Source organism: Curtobacterium sp. 314Chir4.1, from assembly GCF_900215175.1.
GTDB classification, from domain to species: Bacteria; Actinomycetota; Actinomycetes; order Actinomycetales; family Microbacteriaceae; genus Curtobacterium; species Curtobacterium pusillum_A.
In genome coordinates, this window is the sequence record NZ_OCMI01000001.1 from 910,156 (window position 1) to 927,024 (window position 16,869).

Here is a 16,869-nt window from a genome sequence, read left to right on the forward strand (position 1 = left end):
TGCCCTGCCCTCAATCCGATACGGAGCAAATCAGTCGATGGCGAAGTCCGATCTCGCAGGCCGCTCAGTCGCCGCTCGTCCTCGTATTGCCGCCGTCATCGCGACGTACAACGTCGCTCCGTATCTGCCGGAGTTCCTGGATTCCCTGGCAGCCCAGGCAGGCGGGATCCAGCGTGTCCAGCTGGTGTTCGTCAACGACGGTTCGACAGACGACAGCGAGCGGGTGATCCGCGCGTGGGCGGAGCAGCACAGCGCGACTGCGACCGTCATCTCACAGCCGAACGCCGGCGTCGCCGCCGCCCGCAACGCTGGGCTGGACGCCGTCGAGGCTGACTGGGTGACGTTCTGCGACCCGGACGACGTGCTGTCGGATGACTACTTCAGCCAGGTCACGAAGTTCCTGGACATCTACCAGGACGAAGCAGTCTCGGTCGTCTGCACGCACCTGATGCCCTTCGACGAGCGCACCGGTGAGCGAACCGACACACACCCGTTGCGACACAAGTTCCAGAAGGGCTCGCGCGTCATCAACCTGCACGTCGAGCCGACCGTGCACGTCAGCGCCGGAAACACCTTCCTGCGCACGTCGGTCATCGATGAACTGGGTCTTCGGTTCGACACGCGGATCCGCCCGAACTTCGAGGACGGACACTTCATCGCACGGTACCTCCTCGGCTCGGACACGCACCGACTCGGAGTGGTGGCGTCGGCCAAGTACTACTACCGGACCCGCGGCAACGGCTCGTCTGCCACGCAGACGAGCTTCCTGATGCCGGAGAAGTACACCACTCTGGTCCGGCACGGCTTCCTCGCGCTGCTGAGAGAAGCGAGTGAACGAGGCACGGTTCCACGCTGGCTCGAGAACACCGTCCTCTACGACCTCTTCTGGTACTTCAAGAACGAACTCGCCATCCGTTCGCTGACGGCCGCCGCTCCCCCGGAAGTCTTCGACGAGTTCCACGAACTCATGCGCGAGATCCTGGAGCTCATCGGCGATGACGCGATCAGGACGTTCGACGTCATGGGCGTCGAGTTCGCCGTGAAGGAGACGTTCCTCAAGGCGTACAAGCCGGAGCCCCTCCGCCCCGACTACGTGCGGCTGAACGTCGTGGACGAGTCGCGCCAGGAGGTCCACCTCACGTACTGGTTCTCCGGCCCGGAACCGACCGAGCACATCGTCGTGGACGACGTCGTGGTCGCGCCGCTGTACAGCACGGTGCAGGAGTACCAGTTCTACGGCCGCACGCTCCTCAAGCGTCGTCACATCTGGATTCCTCGCGGGCTGCGTTCGATCATCCATCTGGACGGGCTCCAAGTGTCGGTGGTGCGCGGGGATCAGTGGGGCCACGCAGAGTCGCTGACGTACAAGCAGCTCAATCCGACGATCATCGGCCAGCGCCGTCGCCACAAGGCGGAGCTCGACCCCTCGCAGAGCCTTCTGCGCTACTTCCGTTCGAAAGCCGGCCAGACGCTGCTCGCTTGGAGGCGCAGCCTCGACAAGCAGAAGCTCAGCAGCGATCTCACCGCCGTCCGATTCCATTCGCCGACGGTCCGACGACGATTCCACGATGCGTGGGTGTTCATGGATCGCAACACCGACGCGAACGACAACGCGGAACATCTGTACCGCTACGCACGCGAACACCATCCCGAGATCAACGCCTGGTTCGTGCTCGAACGCAAGTCCGAGGACTGGGACCGGCTCAAGGCCGAAGGGTTCCGTCTCGTGGCGTACGGGAGCGCCGAGTGGCGGCTCCTGATCCTGCATGCGGCCCATCTGGCCTCGTCGCACGCCGACGCCTACGTGGTTTCGCCGTTGGACGGCCGTCGGTACGGGCAGCCACGATTCAAGTACACGTTCCTGCAGCACGGCATCACCCAGTACGACCTCTCGCGCTGGCTGAACATCAAGCCGATCTCGCTGCTCGTGACCGGCACCCGCGCGGAGCAGCAGTCGATCGCTCAGTCGAGCCCGTGGGCGTTCAGCGACCGCGAGGCAGTCCTGACCGGTTTCCCGCGCCATGATGCGCTGCTCCGGAAGCGAGCGTCGACCGCCGAGTCAGAACGCGACACCATCGTGATCATGCCGACGTGGCGCCAGAACATCGTCGGGGCGGCGCTCCGCGGATCCAACGAACGGCTTCGGAACGAGCGGTTCATGGAGAGCGAGTACGCCCAGACGTACCTGCGGCTCCTGCACGACGAACGTCTTGCCGCTGTCGCTCGCGACACTGGTCGGCGCATCATCTTCATGCCGCACCCCAACATGCGTCCGTACCTCGCGGACTTCACCGTCCCGGCGCACGTCGAGGTCCTGAGCTACCGCGAAGCGGACGTTCAGCAGGTCCTCGCATCAGCGAGCACCGTGTTGACGGACTACTCGTCGATTGCCTTCGAAGCCGCCGTGGTCGATGTGCCACTCGTCTACCTCCAGTTCGACGCCCACGAGTTCTTCAACGGCATGCACATCGGTCGGCGGGGGTACTTCGAGTACGAGCGAGACGGCTTCGGGCCGGTCACTCATGACGTCGATCAGGCGGTTGACGCGATCGTCGACATCGCTACCGGCGGCTACCACGTCGCGCCGACCTACGCGGAGCGTGCGCGGGAAGCGTTCCCCGTGCGGGACGGCCAGAACTGCGAACGGGTCATCGGGGCGATGAAGGCACTCGATGGTGGCCCTCGAATTGAAGAACTCGACCACGCGGTCCGGCCTGCAGTCCGCGTCTGAGCAACCCCTCCACCACCCCCACGAGTGAGGTCACTCCTTTGGTCGAAGTAACGCCGAGAGCAATCCCCGCGTCGAAGGGGCGATTCGCTGCGCTCGACGGACTGCGATTCGTGGCCGCGGTGGCGGTCATGCTGTTCCACTACGCCGCTTCGACGGACCGCTGGGGGCAATCGTTCCGCGACCTCTCAGCCCCGCTGTTCGGGGTGGCGAAGTTCGGCTACTTCGGTGTCGACCTGTTCTTCGTCATCAGTGGGTTCGTCATCCTCATGAGCGCGTGGGGCCGTCCGCTCGGAGCCTTCGTCGCTTCGAGGACCGCCCGGCTGTACCCCGCGTATTGGTTCGCGGTGCTCTTCACCGGGTTGCTGCTCCTCGTCACCGCCCCGCAGGACGTCACGGTCAAGCAGATCCTCGTGAACTTGACGATGGGCCAATCAGCATTCGGGGTCGAGCACGTCGACGGTGTCTACTGGACGCTCTGGATCGAACTCCACTTCTACCTCATGATCGGTGCGTTCCTCCTCATCGGGATCACACGGAACCGAATCTTGGTGTTCTGTGGCCTCTGGCCGATAGTGGCGTCGCTCGCCGAGGCAAGTGACGCCCATCTGCTGTCGACGTTCTTGCAGCCGACGTACGCACCGCTCTTCGCCGGCGGGATGCTGATCTATCTCTTGTCGCTCGATCACCGGTCGTTCATCACCTGGTTGCTGCTCGGAGCGAACGTGTTGTGGGCCATCCCCACCGCCGGTTCCGATGCTGCCGATTCGATCGCGCGCCTGACAGGCAGGGGCATGAACGACCTCGTCATGATCGCCGTCACCGTGTGCTGCTTCCTCGCGGTCATGTGTGTCACGCTGACGCCCGTCCGACGGATCGGTTGGAAGTGGCTCACGGTCGCCGGGCTCTTGACCTACCCGCTCTACCTCGTCCACGAGGAACTGGGCTGGACGATCATCAGCGCGCTCGCCCCGCACCTGCCGTGGGCGCTGACGCTCGCGATCGCGATCCTGGTCAGCATCGCACTGGCGGTCGCGGTGCACATCGGGATCGAACAGCGGGCCGCGAAGCCACTCCGCAGGGCCGTCCAGACCGCAATCGAGTCGATGAGCCAGCAGGAGAAGCGACCGTCGCGACGCCGAGCGTCCGACACCGTCTGACCGCAGGTGCTCCGGTACGGAGCCGGTCCGGTCAGACGGTCTCGTTGTAGGCCTTGACGACGTCGTTCGTCTTGCCGATCATCTTCAGCTCGCCCTCGTTCAGCCAAGCCACCTCGTCGCACATGTCCTTGACCGTGCTCATCGAGTGGGAGACGAGGATGACCGTGCGGCCCTCCTCCTTCATCTCCTTGAACTTGGTCCGGCACCGCTTCTGGAACGTGGCGTCACCGACGGCCAGGACCTCGTCGACGACCAGGATGTCCGGTGTCACCGCGACGGCGACGGAGAACCCGAGTCGGACGTACATGCCCGACGAGTAGTTCTTCACGGGCTGGTCGATGAAGTGGCCGACCCCGGAGAACGACACGATCTCGTCGAACTTCCGGGTGACCTCCTTGCGGCTCATCCCGAGGATCGAGCCGTTCAGGAAGACGTTCTCGCGTCCGGAGAGCTCGGGGTGGAACCCGGAGCCGACCTCGAGCAGGGATGCCTGCTTGCCACGCGCGGTGATCGAGCCTTCTTCCGGCCACAGGATCTTCGCCAGGCACTTGAGGAGCGTGGACTTGCCCGAGCCGTTCTTGCCGATCAGGCCGAACGTGGTGCCGTGCGGCACTTCGAACGAGACGTCCTTGAGCGCCCAGAAGTCCTCGTGCACGGACTTCTTCCCGCGCATGACCATGCTCTTCAGCGAGTCGTTGCGCTCCTTGTACATGCGGAAACGCTTCGACACGTGGTCGACGGTGACGGCAGCTTCGGTCACAGGAGTTCAGCCAGCTTCTTCTCGTTGCGGGAGAACACGAAGTAGCCGAGTGCGAGCGAAGCGCATCCGGCGATGGCGCACGCGACCAGGTCGGTCCAGTTCGGGAGTCGGTTGTCGTACATGAGGTTCCGGAAGACCTCGGAGAACCGCTCGATCGGGTTGAGCTTGTAGACGTGGATGATCCACGGGTGCCCGGCCTTGTTCGCGGCGTCCTCGACGAGCGACAGCGGGTAGATGATCGGCGACAGGTACATCCACATCTGCAGCGCGATGCCGACGAGGTGCTGCATGTCGCGGAAGTGCACGTTGACGATCGACAGGATGAGTCCGAGGCCCGCGGCGAACATGGCCAGGAAGACCATGGTCAGGGCGATGACCGGCAGGTAGATCCAGAAGTTCGAGCCGGCGATGGCGAGGACGATGAGCAGCACGCCCATCTCGACCAGCCAGGTGAACCCGAACGACCCGACAGCAGCCAGGGGCAGCGTCATGCGCGGGAAGTAGACCTTCTTGATGAGCGACCCGTTGGACACGATCGAGGTCATGCCGGAGTTGATGACGTTCCGGGCGAAGATCCACGGCAGCAGGCCGCACATGAGCCAGAGCGGGTAGATGTTCAGCCCGCTGGGGTCACCCACCTCGAGCCGCGCTCGGAAGATGAACGAGTACACGATCGTGTAGATCAGCATCGTCGCGAGTGGGTTGATCAGCGACCACAGCTGCCCGAAGACGGTGCGGCGGTACTTGCCCTTGACCTCTCGCGCTGTGAGGTTCGCCAGCAGCTCGCGCGAGGACATGAGCTCGTTCAGGTACGTCATGCTTCGGGTGCTGGCTCCTCCGGGGCGCAACGCGGCGCTCCTCACAGGGTTTCGGGGACGAGACATTCTCGCACACAGGTTGCAGGACGCACGTTCGACTCGGTGACAGTTGTCCACACCGGGTGTCGATATGACGAACCCTCGCCGAAACCTTTGTAGAGTGACACGGTGATCGTCAGCTTCGCCAACCACTCCACGGCGCCGGTGAACCTCGGAGGCGCGGAGCGGTCCCTCCTCCGGTTCGTGGAGGACTGGCTGGCGATCGACCCGACGATGACCCCGACGTTCGTGACGAAGGCCCCGCGCGGCAAGTTCATCGAGGCACTCGACGAACGCGGCTGGTCGTACGACGCCCTGCGCTTCCGCGGTTGGGCCCTGCCGAGCCCGCAGCCAGCACCCGCTGCCGAGCGCGCGGCCTTCGCCACCGTCGACTACGCCGCCGTGAACGCGATCATCAGGCTGTACGAACGCCAGCGCCCCGACCTCGTGGTGACGAACACCCTGGTCGCGCCGTGGGCGTCCTTCGCCGCCGCCGTCCTCGGCATCCCACAGGCCTGGTTCGTCCGGGAGTACGGCGACCTCGACCACGGCCTGCAGTTCCAGACCGGCCGCGCCGGCGTCCTGGGCGACATCGGCTTGCTGTCCGGTGCGGTCGTCACCAACTCCGAGGCGATGCGCGCCCACCTGGAGCAGTACATCCCTGCCGCGAAGCTCTCCGTCTCCTACCCGACGGTGGACACCGAGCGACTGCTGGCGACGAAGGACGAGCCCCCGGCCGTCGTGCCCTTCCCGCAGGCCGACGCCGGTCTCCGCATCACGGTCCTCGGTCGGGTCGAGGAGTCCAAGGGCCAGCACCGAGTCGTCGACGCCCTCGGCGAGCTCCGCGCCCGTGGCGTCACCGCGAGCGTCTGCTTCGTCGGCAGCTGGAAGCACCCCGGCGAGGACCAGCGCCTCACGGACCGCGCGCGGGCGCTCGGCGTCGCCGACCACGTCGTCTTCGCGGGCGAGCAGCACACGCCGGCTCCCTTCATCGCGGCAGCCGACGTCTGCGTCACACCGTCCACGATCGAGGCGTTCGGCCGCACCACAGCCGAGTACATGACCCTCGGCAAGCCGGTCGTCGCCACCCGCCAGGGCGGCAGCGCCGAACTCATCGAGCCCGGCGTCACCGGTGCGCTCGTCGACGCCGACGACACCGCGGCACTCGCGGACGCCCTGGCCGCCTACGCGGCGGACCCGGATTCGGCCAGGAGGCACGGCGCGGCTGCTCCGGGTCGCCTCACCGCCGTCACGGGGACGGGCCACGACAACGCGGCTGCGATCGCACGGTTGGTCGCGTTGGTCGGCACGGAGGGCTACCGGCTCCCCCAGGCCGCCCGCTACTGGTTCGAGCTGCCCGGCGCGTACGCCTCGCTCGGAGCGACGAGCGCCCGTGCCGCCGTGGGCCTGCTGGCGAACCGCGTGCGTTCGCGCTCCGGTGCCGTCGGCCGGCTCCTCGCCCGCCCCGGCGTCGTCGTGCGGAAGTTGGCGCGCCGGTGAGCCGCGACCGCCGTCCGGTCACGATCGTCGTCCCGATCTACGACGACCTGCCCGGCCTCGAACGCTGCATCGAAGCGCTCCTCGAGACCGTCGACTTCTCGGTGGACCGGGTCCTGCTCGCGAACGACGTCGGACCCCGTGTCGATGCGATCGAGCAGCGGGTCCTCGAGCTGATCGGCGACCACGAGGGCTTCGAGTACACCCGGAACCCGAAGAACCTGGGCTTCGTGGGCAACTGCAACCGTGCCGTCCTCGAGCTCGACCAGACCGGCAACGACGTCCTGCTCCTGAACAGCGACACGGTCCCGATGCCCGGCTTCCTCGACGAGATGACCGCCGTCCTCGGTTCCGACGACACGATCGGCGTCGTCTGCGCCCGGAGCGACAACGCCACGATCGCGTCCTTCCCCTACGCCCGCCGCAACCCGCGGGCGAACCTCGCACCGCGTCGCACGCGTGAGCTGCACGGCCGCACGAAGTACCTGCTGCCGCGCTACACCGTGTCGCCGGTCGCGATGGGCTTCTGCTTCCTCATCCGCCGCGAGATGGTCGACCGCTTCGGCTTGTTCGACGAGGCCTTCTCCCCCGGCTACGGCGAGGAGAACGACTTCTGCCTGCGGATCAACGAGCAGGGCTACACGTCGGTGCTCGCCAACCGCGCCCTCGTGCTCCACACCGGCTCGACGAGCTTCAGCGGTGACCGCGGCCCGTCCCTGCGGCTGGAGCACGAGCGCATCCTGCTCGAGCGCTACCCCTTCTACGGCGGCGCCATCGCCCTGTTCCTCGCCCGGTACCGCGATGCCGTCGACGTCTTCGCCGACGCGTTCCTGCCCGACGACGACGTCGTCCGGGTCGCGCTGCACGTCCCGTCAGAGCTCACGAACGAGGTCGTCGCCCGTGTCCGGTCAACGCTCGAGGCAGCGCCGGACGACGTGGTCGTGACGATCATCGTCCCCAAGGCGCAGGTGCGCGTGGCACGCCAGGCCTTCCCCGGGTCCGCGATCGCGGTCGGCGGTCGGCCACGGCAGATCTTCGACGTCGCGGTCGCGCTCGGCGCGCTGACGACCTTCGCGCAGCTCTCGGCCCTCAACGCCAACGCGCCGCGGTGGATCCTCGTCGACCCGGTGTCGCAGGACCTCCGCTGGTCGCACGCGGTGGCGAACCACCGTGCCTCCGCCATCGACCGCATCCTCCGTCGCTTCGAGAACCAGAGCACGAGCTGGCACGACGGTGCCGAACTCGTCCGCCTGATCCGGACGGCCGTCGCGACCGACATCGACCCGGCGGCGCTCCGCGCCCGCTGGCACGCGGTGTCGGACATCGCCGAGGCCACCGGACTCCTCGTGCACCGGGCCACCGTCTCCATCCGGCGGCTCACCGCCCTCACCTTCGGAGCACGCAACCCGCGGCTCGTCGCACGCATCCGCTCCATCACCGGCCGCGGTGCCTGACAGCCGTCCCCGCCGCTGGCCGACCGGAGTCACGGCCACGCGGCCGTTCCGGCTGGCCGTGGTGTCGTTGCTCGGCCTCTGGGCGCTGTACCAGTGCTTCTGGAACCTCCTCGGACAGAACGTCCACGGCGACGAGTCGATCTACGTCCGCGCAGGCTGGTCCTACCTGCACGGGGACTTCTCGGCGAACCGCGAGCACCCGCCGACGGCGAAGTACCTGTTCGGCGCCGCGCAGGTCCTGTTCGGTCAGGGGGTCCTCGGGCCGCGCGTCGTCGTCGGGGTCCTCGTCGTGCTGGTCGGCGTGACCCTGTTCTGGTGGTTCCGCAAGGAGATCGGCTTCTGGACGGCCGTGCTCGTCGCCGCGGTCTGGCTGCTCACGCCGCGCGACTTCCTCGGCGCCCGGGTCGACCGGTACGCGCTGCTCGACCCGGTGATGATCGCGTTCGCCGTCCTGGCCCTCGCGACGGCCTGGGCCTGGGTCCGCAGCGGTCGATCGTGGCTCGCCCCGGTCTCCGGCGTGTTGTTCGCGTTCTCGGTGACGTCGAAGGCCTCGACCATCGTGCTGTTGCCGGCGTTCGTCCTGCTGCCACTGCTCTTCCGGCAGCCGCGGCGCCTCCTCACCGGTGGAGTGGTGTGGCTGATCGCCTTCGTGCTGGCCGTGGTCGCCCTCTACGCACCGATGGGCATGCGGTCCGCGATCGTGTACATGATCCGCTTCCAGAACGGCCAGAACGCGAACGGACACCCACTGAGCATCGCGGGAGAGATCCACACGTTCGCACCGTGGTGGGCGAACGCGTACTTCCTGTGGCAGGGCGTGGGAACGGTCACGACGGTCGTGCTCGTCCTGGGGCTCCTGGCGGCCCTGTTCCTGCGCCCCGGGCGGCTCGTCGCCTTCCTCGGGACCGCCCTCGCCCTGCTCGTGGTCTTCTACACGTTTGTCGCCCACATCGCCCTCGCGAACTACTACGCCGCCTGGATGCCACTGCTCATCGCACTCGCGGCGCTGGGGATCAGTCGCGTGGCCACGGCCGTCCGGGCTCCGATCGGAGCGGTCGCGGCGGCCGTCCTCGTCGTGGCCCTGGCGGTCCCGGCAGCCGCGGACAGCGTCACGATCGCCCGGACGCACCCGACGGGCATCGCCCTCGTCGCCCGGTGGCTCGACGACCACGATCGATCCGCGGGCGGTGTTCTGTTCGCCGCGGCGACCCCGACGCTCACGGATCCGTATTTCGCCGGTCGCGGCTCGATGGAGACCGACGACGGTCCGTTCGTCGCCCTCGTGGTCGGGGACGACCGGCGCTTCCCGCCCTCCGACGAGGTGACGACGTTCCTGCGCGACCACCGCGAGGACCTCCGCCACACGAGTGTCGACGGCTTCACCGTCTGGACACCTCGTTCCGGATCCATCGTGGAGCAGCACCGCCGGCTGACCGTGACCGGCTGACGCACGACCGCGAACGCGACCACCCACCGGGCCTGGAGGCACGTGGCGGCCCCGACCCGTGCCTCCAGGCCGTCAGACGAGTGCGTCGATGACGGACCGGTGCCGGTCCGCCCCGGCCGTGTCCCAGCCACCGAGCACGTGCAGCGTCGCGATGCGGAACGCGAGCGCGCGGACCAGCAGCTGCGACCACTCGGCTATCCCGTCGCCGAGCGCGCCGAGGCGACCGAGTGGGAACCCGTGCCAGCAGACGGCGTCGACCGCGGCGACGGCGGAGCCGAGCCCGGTCGGCCGCCAGTACGGCGGCCAGTCGATGACGGTCGGCGGGTGCCCGTCGGCGAACAGGACGTTGCCGAGCAGGTCGCCGTGCACGAGCTGGGACGGCGCCCGGACCGGCCGGAACGCGGCGGCGAGGCGGTCGAGCGACGGGTCACGGGGCAGCGGTTCCTCCTCCCACGCCATGCGGTCGGCTCGGCTCCAGGCGTCGTCGGGCCGGACCGGACCCGCCCCGGTGCCGAGGAAGGCCGGACGGTCCAGGTGTGCGAGCGCGCGGTGGAAGGCCTGCCCGGCACGGAGGACGTCCTCGACGCGGCGCTCGTCGGCGCGGCCGGGTACGAACTCCCAGGCCTCCCAGTCACCTGCCCGCCAGGAGCCGTCCGCCGTGGCGATCGGCCGCGGGGTCCGGAACGCCGAGGTGTGCGGCAACTCGGCCAGGACGGTCGCGCGCCAGTCCGTCACGGCCGCGCCATCGTGCGGGCGCAGCACCACGTCACCGGCGCGCCACGTCAGCCCCCGACCGCCGGCGAGCTGCTCGAGGGACGCTCCGTCCGCACCGAAGGCGCGCAGCACGCCGGCGTCGGGCTGACTCACGCGGTCCGCAGCACCTTCGCCATCGGCCGGCCCTTCGCGACCTCGTCGACGAGCTTGTCGAGGTACCGGATCTGCCGCATCAGCGGGTCCTCGAGCTCCTCGATCCGCACGCCGCAGATCACCCCGGTGATGAGCGGGGCGTTCGGGTTGAGGTGTGCGGCGGCGAAGAAGTCCTCGAACGTGGTCTCGTCAGCGAGGTGCCGGGCGAGCGCCGCTTCGTCGAACCCGGTGAGCCACTCGATGACCGCGTCGAGTTCCGCCTTGGTGTGCCCCTTGCGCTCCACCTTCGCCAGGTAGTGCGGGTACACGGCGGCGAACGGCGTGCCGAAGATGCGGTGCCCGGCCATCGTCACACCAGGCAGCGCGGGCCGAGCAGGCTCTTCAGCTCGCCGAACAGGTCGGGTGTGAGGTTCACCGGGAACGGCAGTTCGAAGGTCCGCGCGACGTCGTCCTTGAGGAGCTTGAGGCGGACCTCGGTCTCCCCCTGGTGTCGCCCGAGGACCGCGGCGAGCTCGGTCACCGTCGAGGTCGTTGCCTGGCGCTCCGGCAGGCTCAGGGTGAGCGGGCCGGACCCCATCGCGTCGCCGACGTTCGGCTGGAACATGCTCACGGCGTGCAGGGCCTTGCCGTCGTCGCGGACGTTGACCCGACCGCGCAGGACCACGATCGAGTCGGCCACGAGCGACGGCCCGAACTCCTGGTACGTCTTGCCGAGGAACATCACGCCGATCTCGCCGCCGAAGTCCTCGATCTGGACGATGCCGTACGGGTTGCCGCTCGTCTTCGCGACCCGGTGCTGCACGCTCGTCAGCAGGCCGGCGACCGTGACGGTCTCGCCCTCCACCGAGTCGTCCGCGCCGATGAGGTCGGCGATGGTGATCGACTGGTGCTTCGCGAGCTCGATCTCGAGCCCGGCCAACGGGTGGTCGGACACGTACAGGCCGAGCATGTCGCGCTCGAACGCGAGCTTGTCGCGCTTGGACCACTCCGGGCGGTCCGGCACCTGCGAGACGGTGGCCGTCTCGGGCTGCTCCTCGGCGACCTCGGCGAACAGCGAGTCGAAGTCGAACCCGACGTTGCCGTGGGCCTCGTCGCGCTTGACCTTCACCGCACCCTCGACCGCGGCCTCGTGGATCTCCACGAGCGCCCGCCGGCTGTCGCCGAACTCGTCGAACGCACCGGCCTTGATCAGCGACTCGACCGTGCGCTTGTTCGCGGACGAGATCGGGATCTTGCGGAGGAAGTCGTGGAACGACTCGAACGCGCCCTTCTCGGTGCGGGCCTTCACGATGTCGTCGACCACGTTGAAGCCGACGTTGCGGATCGCGCCCATGCCGAAGCGGATGTCGTCACCGACGGCCGCGAAGAAGCCGATCGACTCGTTGACGTCCGGCGGCATGACCTTGATGCCCATGCGGCGGCACTCGTTGAGGTACAGGGCGAGCTTGTCACGGGCGTCACCGACGGAGGTCAGCAGCGCCGCCATGTACTCGGCCGGGTAGTGCGCCTTGAGGTACGCGGTCCAGAACGACACCACGCCGTAGGCAGCGGAGTGCGCCTTGTTGAACGCGTAGTCGGAGAACGGCAGCAGGATGTCCCACAGCGTCTTGATGGCAGCGGCCGAGTAGCCGTTGTCCTGCATGCCCTTCTCGAAGCCGGCGTACTGCTTGTCCAGTTCCGACTTCTTCTTCTTGCCCATCGCGCGGCGGAGGATGTCCGCTTGGCCGAGGGAGAACCCCGCGACCTTCTGCGCGATGGCCATGACCTGCTCCTGGTAGATGATCAGGCCGTAGGTCGTGCCGATGATGTCCTGCAGCGGTTCTTCGAGCTCCGGGTGGATCGGCGTGATCGCCTGCTCGCCGTTCTTGCGGAGCGCGTAGTTCGTGTGCGAGTTCGCACCCATCGGCCCCGGACGGTACAGGGCGATGAGTGCGGAGATGTCCTCGAAGTTGTCGGGCTTCATCAGGCGGAGGAGCCCGCGCATCGGGCCGCCGTCGAGCTGGAACACGCCGAGGGTGTCGCCGCGCTGCAGGAGCGCGTAGGCCTCCGGGTCCTCGAGCCCCATGGTCTCGAGGTCGAGCTCGATCCCACGGTTCGTCTTGATGTTGTCGAGGGCGTCACTGATGATCGTGAGGTTCCGGAGCCCCAGGAAGTCCATCTTGATCAGGCCGAGCGACTCCGCTGCCGGGTAGTCGAACTGCGTGACGATCTGACCGTCCTGCTCGCGCTTCATCACGGGGATGATGTCGATCAGCGGGTCGCTCGACATGATCACGCCGGCCGCGTGCACGCCCCACTGGCGCTTCAGGCCCTCGAGCCCGAGCGCGGTGTCGAACACCGTCTTCGCCTCGGGGTCGGTCTCGACGACCGTACGGACGTCGACGGCCTCCTTGTAGCGGGGGTGGTCCTTGTCGAAGATCCCGGTGAGCGGGATGTCCTTGCCCATCACGGGCGGCGGCATCGCCTTCGTGAGCTTCTCGCCCATGCCGAACGGGAAGCCGAGGACGCGCGAGGAGTCCTTCAGCGCCTGCTTCGCCTTGATCGTGCCGTACGTGACGATCTGCGCGACGCGCTCCGACCCGTACTTCTCGGTGACGTACTTGATCGCCTCACCGCGGCGCCGGTCGTCGAAGTCGACGTCGAAGTCGGGCATGGAGACGCGGTCCGGGTTGAGGAACCGCTCGAAGATCAGACCGTGCCGGATGGGGTCGAGGTCGGTGATGCGCATCGCGTACGCCACCATCGAGCCGGCACCGGAACCGCGACCCGGACCGACGCGGATGCCGTTGTTCTTCGACCAGTTGATGAAGTCGGCGACCACGAGGAAGTACCCCGGGAAGCCCATCTGGTTGATGATCCCGACCTCGTAGTCGGCGCGCTCCTGGACTTCCTTCGTGATGCCGCCCGGGTAGCGGTACTGCAGCCCCGCCGCGACCTCCTTCTCGAACCAGGAGTGCTCGGTCTCGCCTTCGGGCACCGGGAACTTCGGCATGTAGTTCGCGGTGGTGTCGAACTCGACGTTGCACCGCTCGGCGATGAGCAGCGTGTTGTCGCAGGCCTCGGGGTTGTCGCGGAAGACGTGGCGCATCTGCTGCGGGGTCTTCAGGTAGAACTCGTCGGCGTCGAACTTGAAGCGGTTCGGGTCGTTCAGGGTCGAACCGGACTGCACGCACAGCAGCGCCGCGTGCGACTTGGCGTCGTGCGAGTGCGTGTAGTGCAGGTCGTTCGTGCCGACCAGCGGGATGTCGAGGTCCTTCGCCAGGCGGATCAGGTCGCTCATGATCCGTCGCTCGATCTCGAGCCCGTGGTCCATGACCTCGGCGAAGTAGTTGTCCTTGCCGAAGATGTCGCGGTAGTCCGCCGCGGCCTGGCGGGCTTCGTCGTACTGCCCGAGCCGCAGACGCGTCTGGATCTCCCCCGAGGGGCAGCCCGTCGTCGCGATGATGCCCTCGTGGTACTCCTGCAGCAGCTCGATGTCCATGCGGGGCTTGAAGTAGTACCCCTCGAGCGACGCCTTCGACGACAGCCGGAACAGGTTGTGCATGCCCGTGGCGTTCTCGGCGAACATCGTCATGTGCGTGTACGAACCGGAACCCGACACGTCGTCGCCGCCGCCGTCGCCCCAGCGCACACGGGTCTTGTCCGACCGGTGCGTGCGGGGCGTGATGTAGGCCTCGGTCCCGATGATCGGCTTGACGCCGCCGGCCTTCGCGGCCTTCCAGAACTCGAACGCACCGAACATGTTGCCGTGGTCGGTCACCGCCACGGCGGGCATGCCCTGGGCGGCGGTCTCCGCCACGAGGTCGGAGAGCCTGGCGGCACCGTCGAGCATCGAGTACTCGCTGTGCACGTGCAGGTGGACGAAGGAGTCGGAATCCGACACGGAACCTCCGGTTCGTACGGTCTGCTGCGGGGTGGGAACAGCCTAACCTCGCCCACCCACATTCCCGGGCGCGTCGAGCGCGTCGCCCCGGTCAGCGCACGAGGGGCAGCCAGATGTCGTCGACGATCTCGACGATCCGACGGTCCGGCAGGGGCTTGAGCGACATCACGAGGTCGTGGCGCACCAGGTCGGACGGCAGCGAGGCGATCCCGTCGGGCCAGTCCCGCGCCGGGATCTCGCCACGGGCGGCCGCGCGTTCGAGCATCACGCGGCCGATGGTCTCCCGTCCGCCGAGCAGGCGGTCGCGGAGGTCGGCGGGCGACAGTCCGGTCTCGACGTTGATGCTCGCCATGTAGACGCTGATCGCCGCCATGAAACCAGAGCGGTACGCGTTGAAGTCGCGGAGCGCCCGGAGCACGTCGCCGCGGAGCGAGCCGGTGTCGACCAGCTCCCGCCGCGAGAACAGTCCGCCGTGCTGCAGCGCCGCGAGCACGAGGTCGACCTTGCCCGGCCAGCGCCGGTAGAGGACGGGCTTCGAGGTGCCCGCCCGGGCAGCCACCCCGTCGTAGGTCAGCGCGGCGTACCCGACCTCCTGCAGCTCGGCCCACGCGGCGTCGAGCAGCGCCTCCTCGAGTTCGGCACCGCGCCGTCGCGTCTTCACAAGATCCACTTGCGTATCTTAACCCCGAGGGCTACCGTCGTGCTCGTTAAGAAACGATCACGTATCCAAGGAGCACCGTGGACCGGAACCTCACCAGACTCGCCATCGCCCTGATCGTCGGCGCGATGGCTCCGCTGTTCGACTCGACGATCGTCAGCGTCGCCCTGCACACCCTGAGCCACGACCTGCACACCAGCGTCGACACGATCCAGTGGGTGAGCACCGGCTACCTCCTCGCGATGGGCGTGACCGTGCCGATCGTCGGCTGGCTGCAGAACCGCCTCGGCGGCCGACGGCTCTGGATGGCGTCGCTCGTCGTCTTCCTGGTCGGGAGCGTGCTCTGCTCCCTCGCCTGGGACGTCTCCAGCCTCGTCGTCTTCCGGGTCGTCCAGGGCATCGGCGCCGGCGCGATGATGCCGCTGCTGACGACCCTGCTCATGCAGGCGGCCGGCGGGCGGAACGTCGGCAAGCTGATGTCCGTCGCCTCGCTGCCCACCGCACTCGGTCCGATCCTCGGCCCGGTCATCGGCGGCCTGATCCTCGGAGCCGGCAGCTGGCCGTGGCTGTTCTGGGTGAACGTCCCGTTCGCGGTCGTCGGGTTGGTCCTGGCGTGGCGGTTCATCCCCGCGGACGGTCCGCTCGGCACGGCCCGGCTCGACGCCGTCGGCCTGGCGCTCCTCTCCCCCGCCGTCGTCGGGGTCCTCTACGGCCTGAGCAACGCCAGCCGGAGCGACGGCTTCGCCCGGCCCGACGTCTGGGCCCCGCTCGCCGCCGGGCTGGTGCTGCTCGTCGCGTTCGTGTCATGGGCGACCCGGCGGCGGGACCGTGCCCTGGTCGACCTGGCACTCCTGCGGCACCGCCCCCTCGCCGCGGCCTCGACCCTGATGTTCCTGATGGGCGCGGCGCTCTACGGCGGCATGCTCCTCCTCCCGCTGTCCTTCCAGGAGCTGCGCGGCGCCGATGCCCTCGGCGCCGGTCTCCTCCTCATCCCGCAGGGCGTGGGGTCGCTGCTCAGCCGGTCCCTGGCGGGACGCCTGACCGACCGCATCGGCGCGAGGACCGTGGCGGTCGTCGGCTTCGCGGTCGTCCTCCTGGCGACGGTCCCCTTCGCCTTCGCCGACGGTTCGACGAGCCCGTGGTGGATCGGCCTGGTGCTCGTGATCCGTGGCATCGGCCTGGGCGCGGTGATGATCCCGATCATGGCGGTCGGGTTCGTCGGGCTCGCACGACCGGAGATGCCGCACGCCAGCACGATCACGCGCCTCGCGCAGCAGCTCGGCGGCGCGTTCGGCACCGCCGTGCTCGCGGTCGTCCTCGCCGGGGCGGCCGCCGGAGGTGACCCGGCCGCGGCGTTCCAGCAGGCGTTCTGGTGGGCGATCGGTGTGACGGCGTTCGCCACCGCGATGGCGTTCCTGCTGCCGGGCCGGCAGCCTGCCGCTGCCACGCCGGCTCCCCCCGTCGCGCAGTCCGCCGCCGCGACCGCCGAGTGACCCGGGTCGCGCGCGGTGACCCGACTGTTCCTGCGCACCGTGCGGGGTGGCGCGGCCCACGACGG

General features: G+C 68.2%; 12 protein-coding genes. 6 read left to right on the top strand and 6 right to left on the bottom strand.

The genetic code is table 11. From position 1 onward, the window contains the following. The first annotated feature begins 37 nt into the window (after nt 1-37). Both CRP27_RS04190 and CRP27_RS04195 read left to right on the top strand, forming a co-directional pair. Nucleotides 38-2,731 carry a CDP-glycerol glycerophosphotransferase family protein gene (locus CRP27_RS04190; RefSeq protein WP_097179433.1) on the top strand — a complete coding sequence of 898 codons (2,694 nt, stop codon included), beginning with the start codon at nt 38-40 and terminating at the stop codon, nt 2,729-2,731. Between the two features lie 38 nt (nt 2,732-2,769). Next, complete coding sequence (locus CRP27_RS04195; RefSeq protein WP_255257422.1) at nt 2,770-3,888, top strand: acyltransferase; 1,119 nt, start codon at nt 2,770-2,772, stop codon at nt 3,886-3,888. Nucleotides 3,889-3,919: 31 nt separating this feature from the next. Here the strand turns inward: CRP27_RS04195 and CRP27_RS04200 are convergent, their stop codons facing one another. Then, nucleotides 3,920-4,648, bottom strand: a complete 729-nt coding sequence (locus CRP27_RS04200; RefSeq protein WP_217990683.1) for an ABC transporter ATP-binding protein — start codon at nt 4,646-4,648, stop codon at nt 3,920-3,922. Continuing rightward, a complete protein-coding gene (locus tag CRP27_RS04205) occupies nt 4,645-5,466 on the bottom strand; it encodes an ABC transporter permease (protein WP_097179435.1) in 822 nt (273 codons plus the stop codon). The genes CRP27_RS04200 and CRP27_RS04205 overlap by 4 nt, the downstream gene beginning before the upstream one ends. Nucleotides 5,467-5,634: 168 nt before the next feature. Here CRP27_RS04205 and CRP27_RS04210 point away from each other — a divergent pair, with 168 nt between their 5' ends. The 3 genes from CRP27_RS04210 to CRP27_RS04220 are packed head-to-tail and all read left to right on the top strand — an operon-like array spanning nt 5,635 to nt 9,903. Next, nucleotides 5,635-7,005, top strand: coding sequence for a glycosyltransferase (locus CRP27_RS04210; RefSeq protein ID WP_097179436.1), 1,371 nt, complete (start codon nt 5,635-5,637; stop codon nt 7,003-7,005). Continuing rightward, a complete protein-coding gene (locus tag CRP27_RS18125; RefSeq protein WP_176505455.1) occupies nt 7,002-8,456 on the top strand; it encodes a glycosyltransferase family 2 protein in 1,455 nt (484 codons plus the stop codon). The genes CRP27_RS04210 and CRP27_RS18125 overlap by 4 nt, the downstream gene beginning before the upstream one ends. Beyond that, nucleotides 8,449-9,903, top strand: coding sequence for a glycosyltransferase family 39 protein (locus CRP27_RS04220; RefSeq protein ID WP_097179437.1), 1,455 nt, complete (start codon nt 8,449-8,451; stop codon nt 9,901-9,903). Before CRP27_RS18125 ends, CRP27_RS04220 begins: the two co-directional genes overlap by 8 nt. A 72-nt stretch (nt 9,904-9,975) precedes the next feature. Here CRP27_RS04220 and CRP27_RS04225 read toward each other — a convergent pair whose 3' ends face one another. From CRP27_RS04225 to CRP27_RS04240, 4 genes are all read right to left on the bottom strand, one after another. Further along, the gene (locus CRP27_RS04225) at nt 9,976-10,770 is read right to left on the bottom strand and encodes a hypothetical protein (RefSeq protein WP_097179438.1); all 795 of its coding nucleotides are present in this window, start codon (nt 10,768-10,770) and stop codon (nt 9,976-9,978) included. Beyond that, on the bottom strand, nt 10,767-11,117 hold the full coding sequence (locus CRP27_RS04230) for a DUF2200 domain-containing protein (RefSeq protein ID WP_097179439.1): 351 nt from the start codon (nt 11,115-11,117) through the stop codon (nt 10,767-10,769). Before CRP27_RS04230 ends, CRP27_RS04225 begins: the two co-directional genes overlap by 4 nt. Before the next feature lie 2 nt (nt 11,118-11,119). Further along, on the bottom strand, nt 11,120-14,653 hold the full coding sequence (dnaE, locus tag CRP27_RS04235) for a DNA polymerase III subunit alpha (RefSeq protein ID WP_097179440.1): 3,534 nt from the start codon (nt 14,651-14,653) through the stop codon (nt 11,120-11,122). A gap of 91 nt (nt 14,654-14,744) precedes the next feature. Further along, on the bottom strand, nt 14,745-15,323 hold the full coding sequence (locus CRP27_RS04240; RefSeq protein ID WP_217990684.1) for a TetR/AcrR family transcriptional regulator: 579 nt from the start codon (nt 15,321-15,323) through the stop codon (nt 14,745-14,747). Nucleotides 15,324-15,391: 68 nt separating this feature from the next. On the opposite strand from CRP27_RS04240, the gene CRP27_RS04245 reads away from it, so the two are divergent. After that, complete coding sequence (locus CRP27_RS04245) at nt 15,392-16,804, top strand: DHA2 family efflux MFS transporter permease subunit (RefSeq protein WP_255257423.1); 1,413 nt, start codon at nt 15,392-15,394, stop codon at nt 16,802-16,804. Nucleotides 16,805-16,869 lie beyond the last annotated feature (65 nt).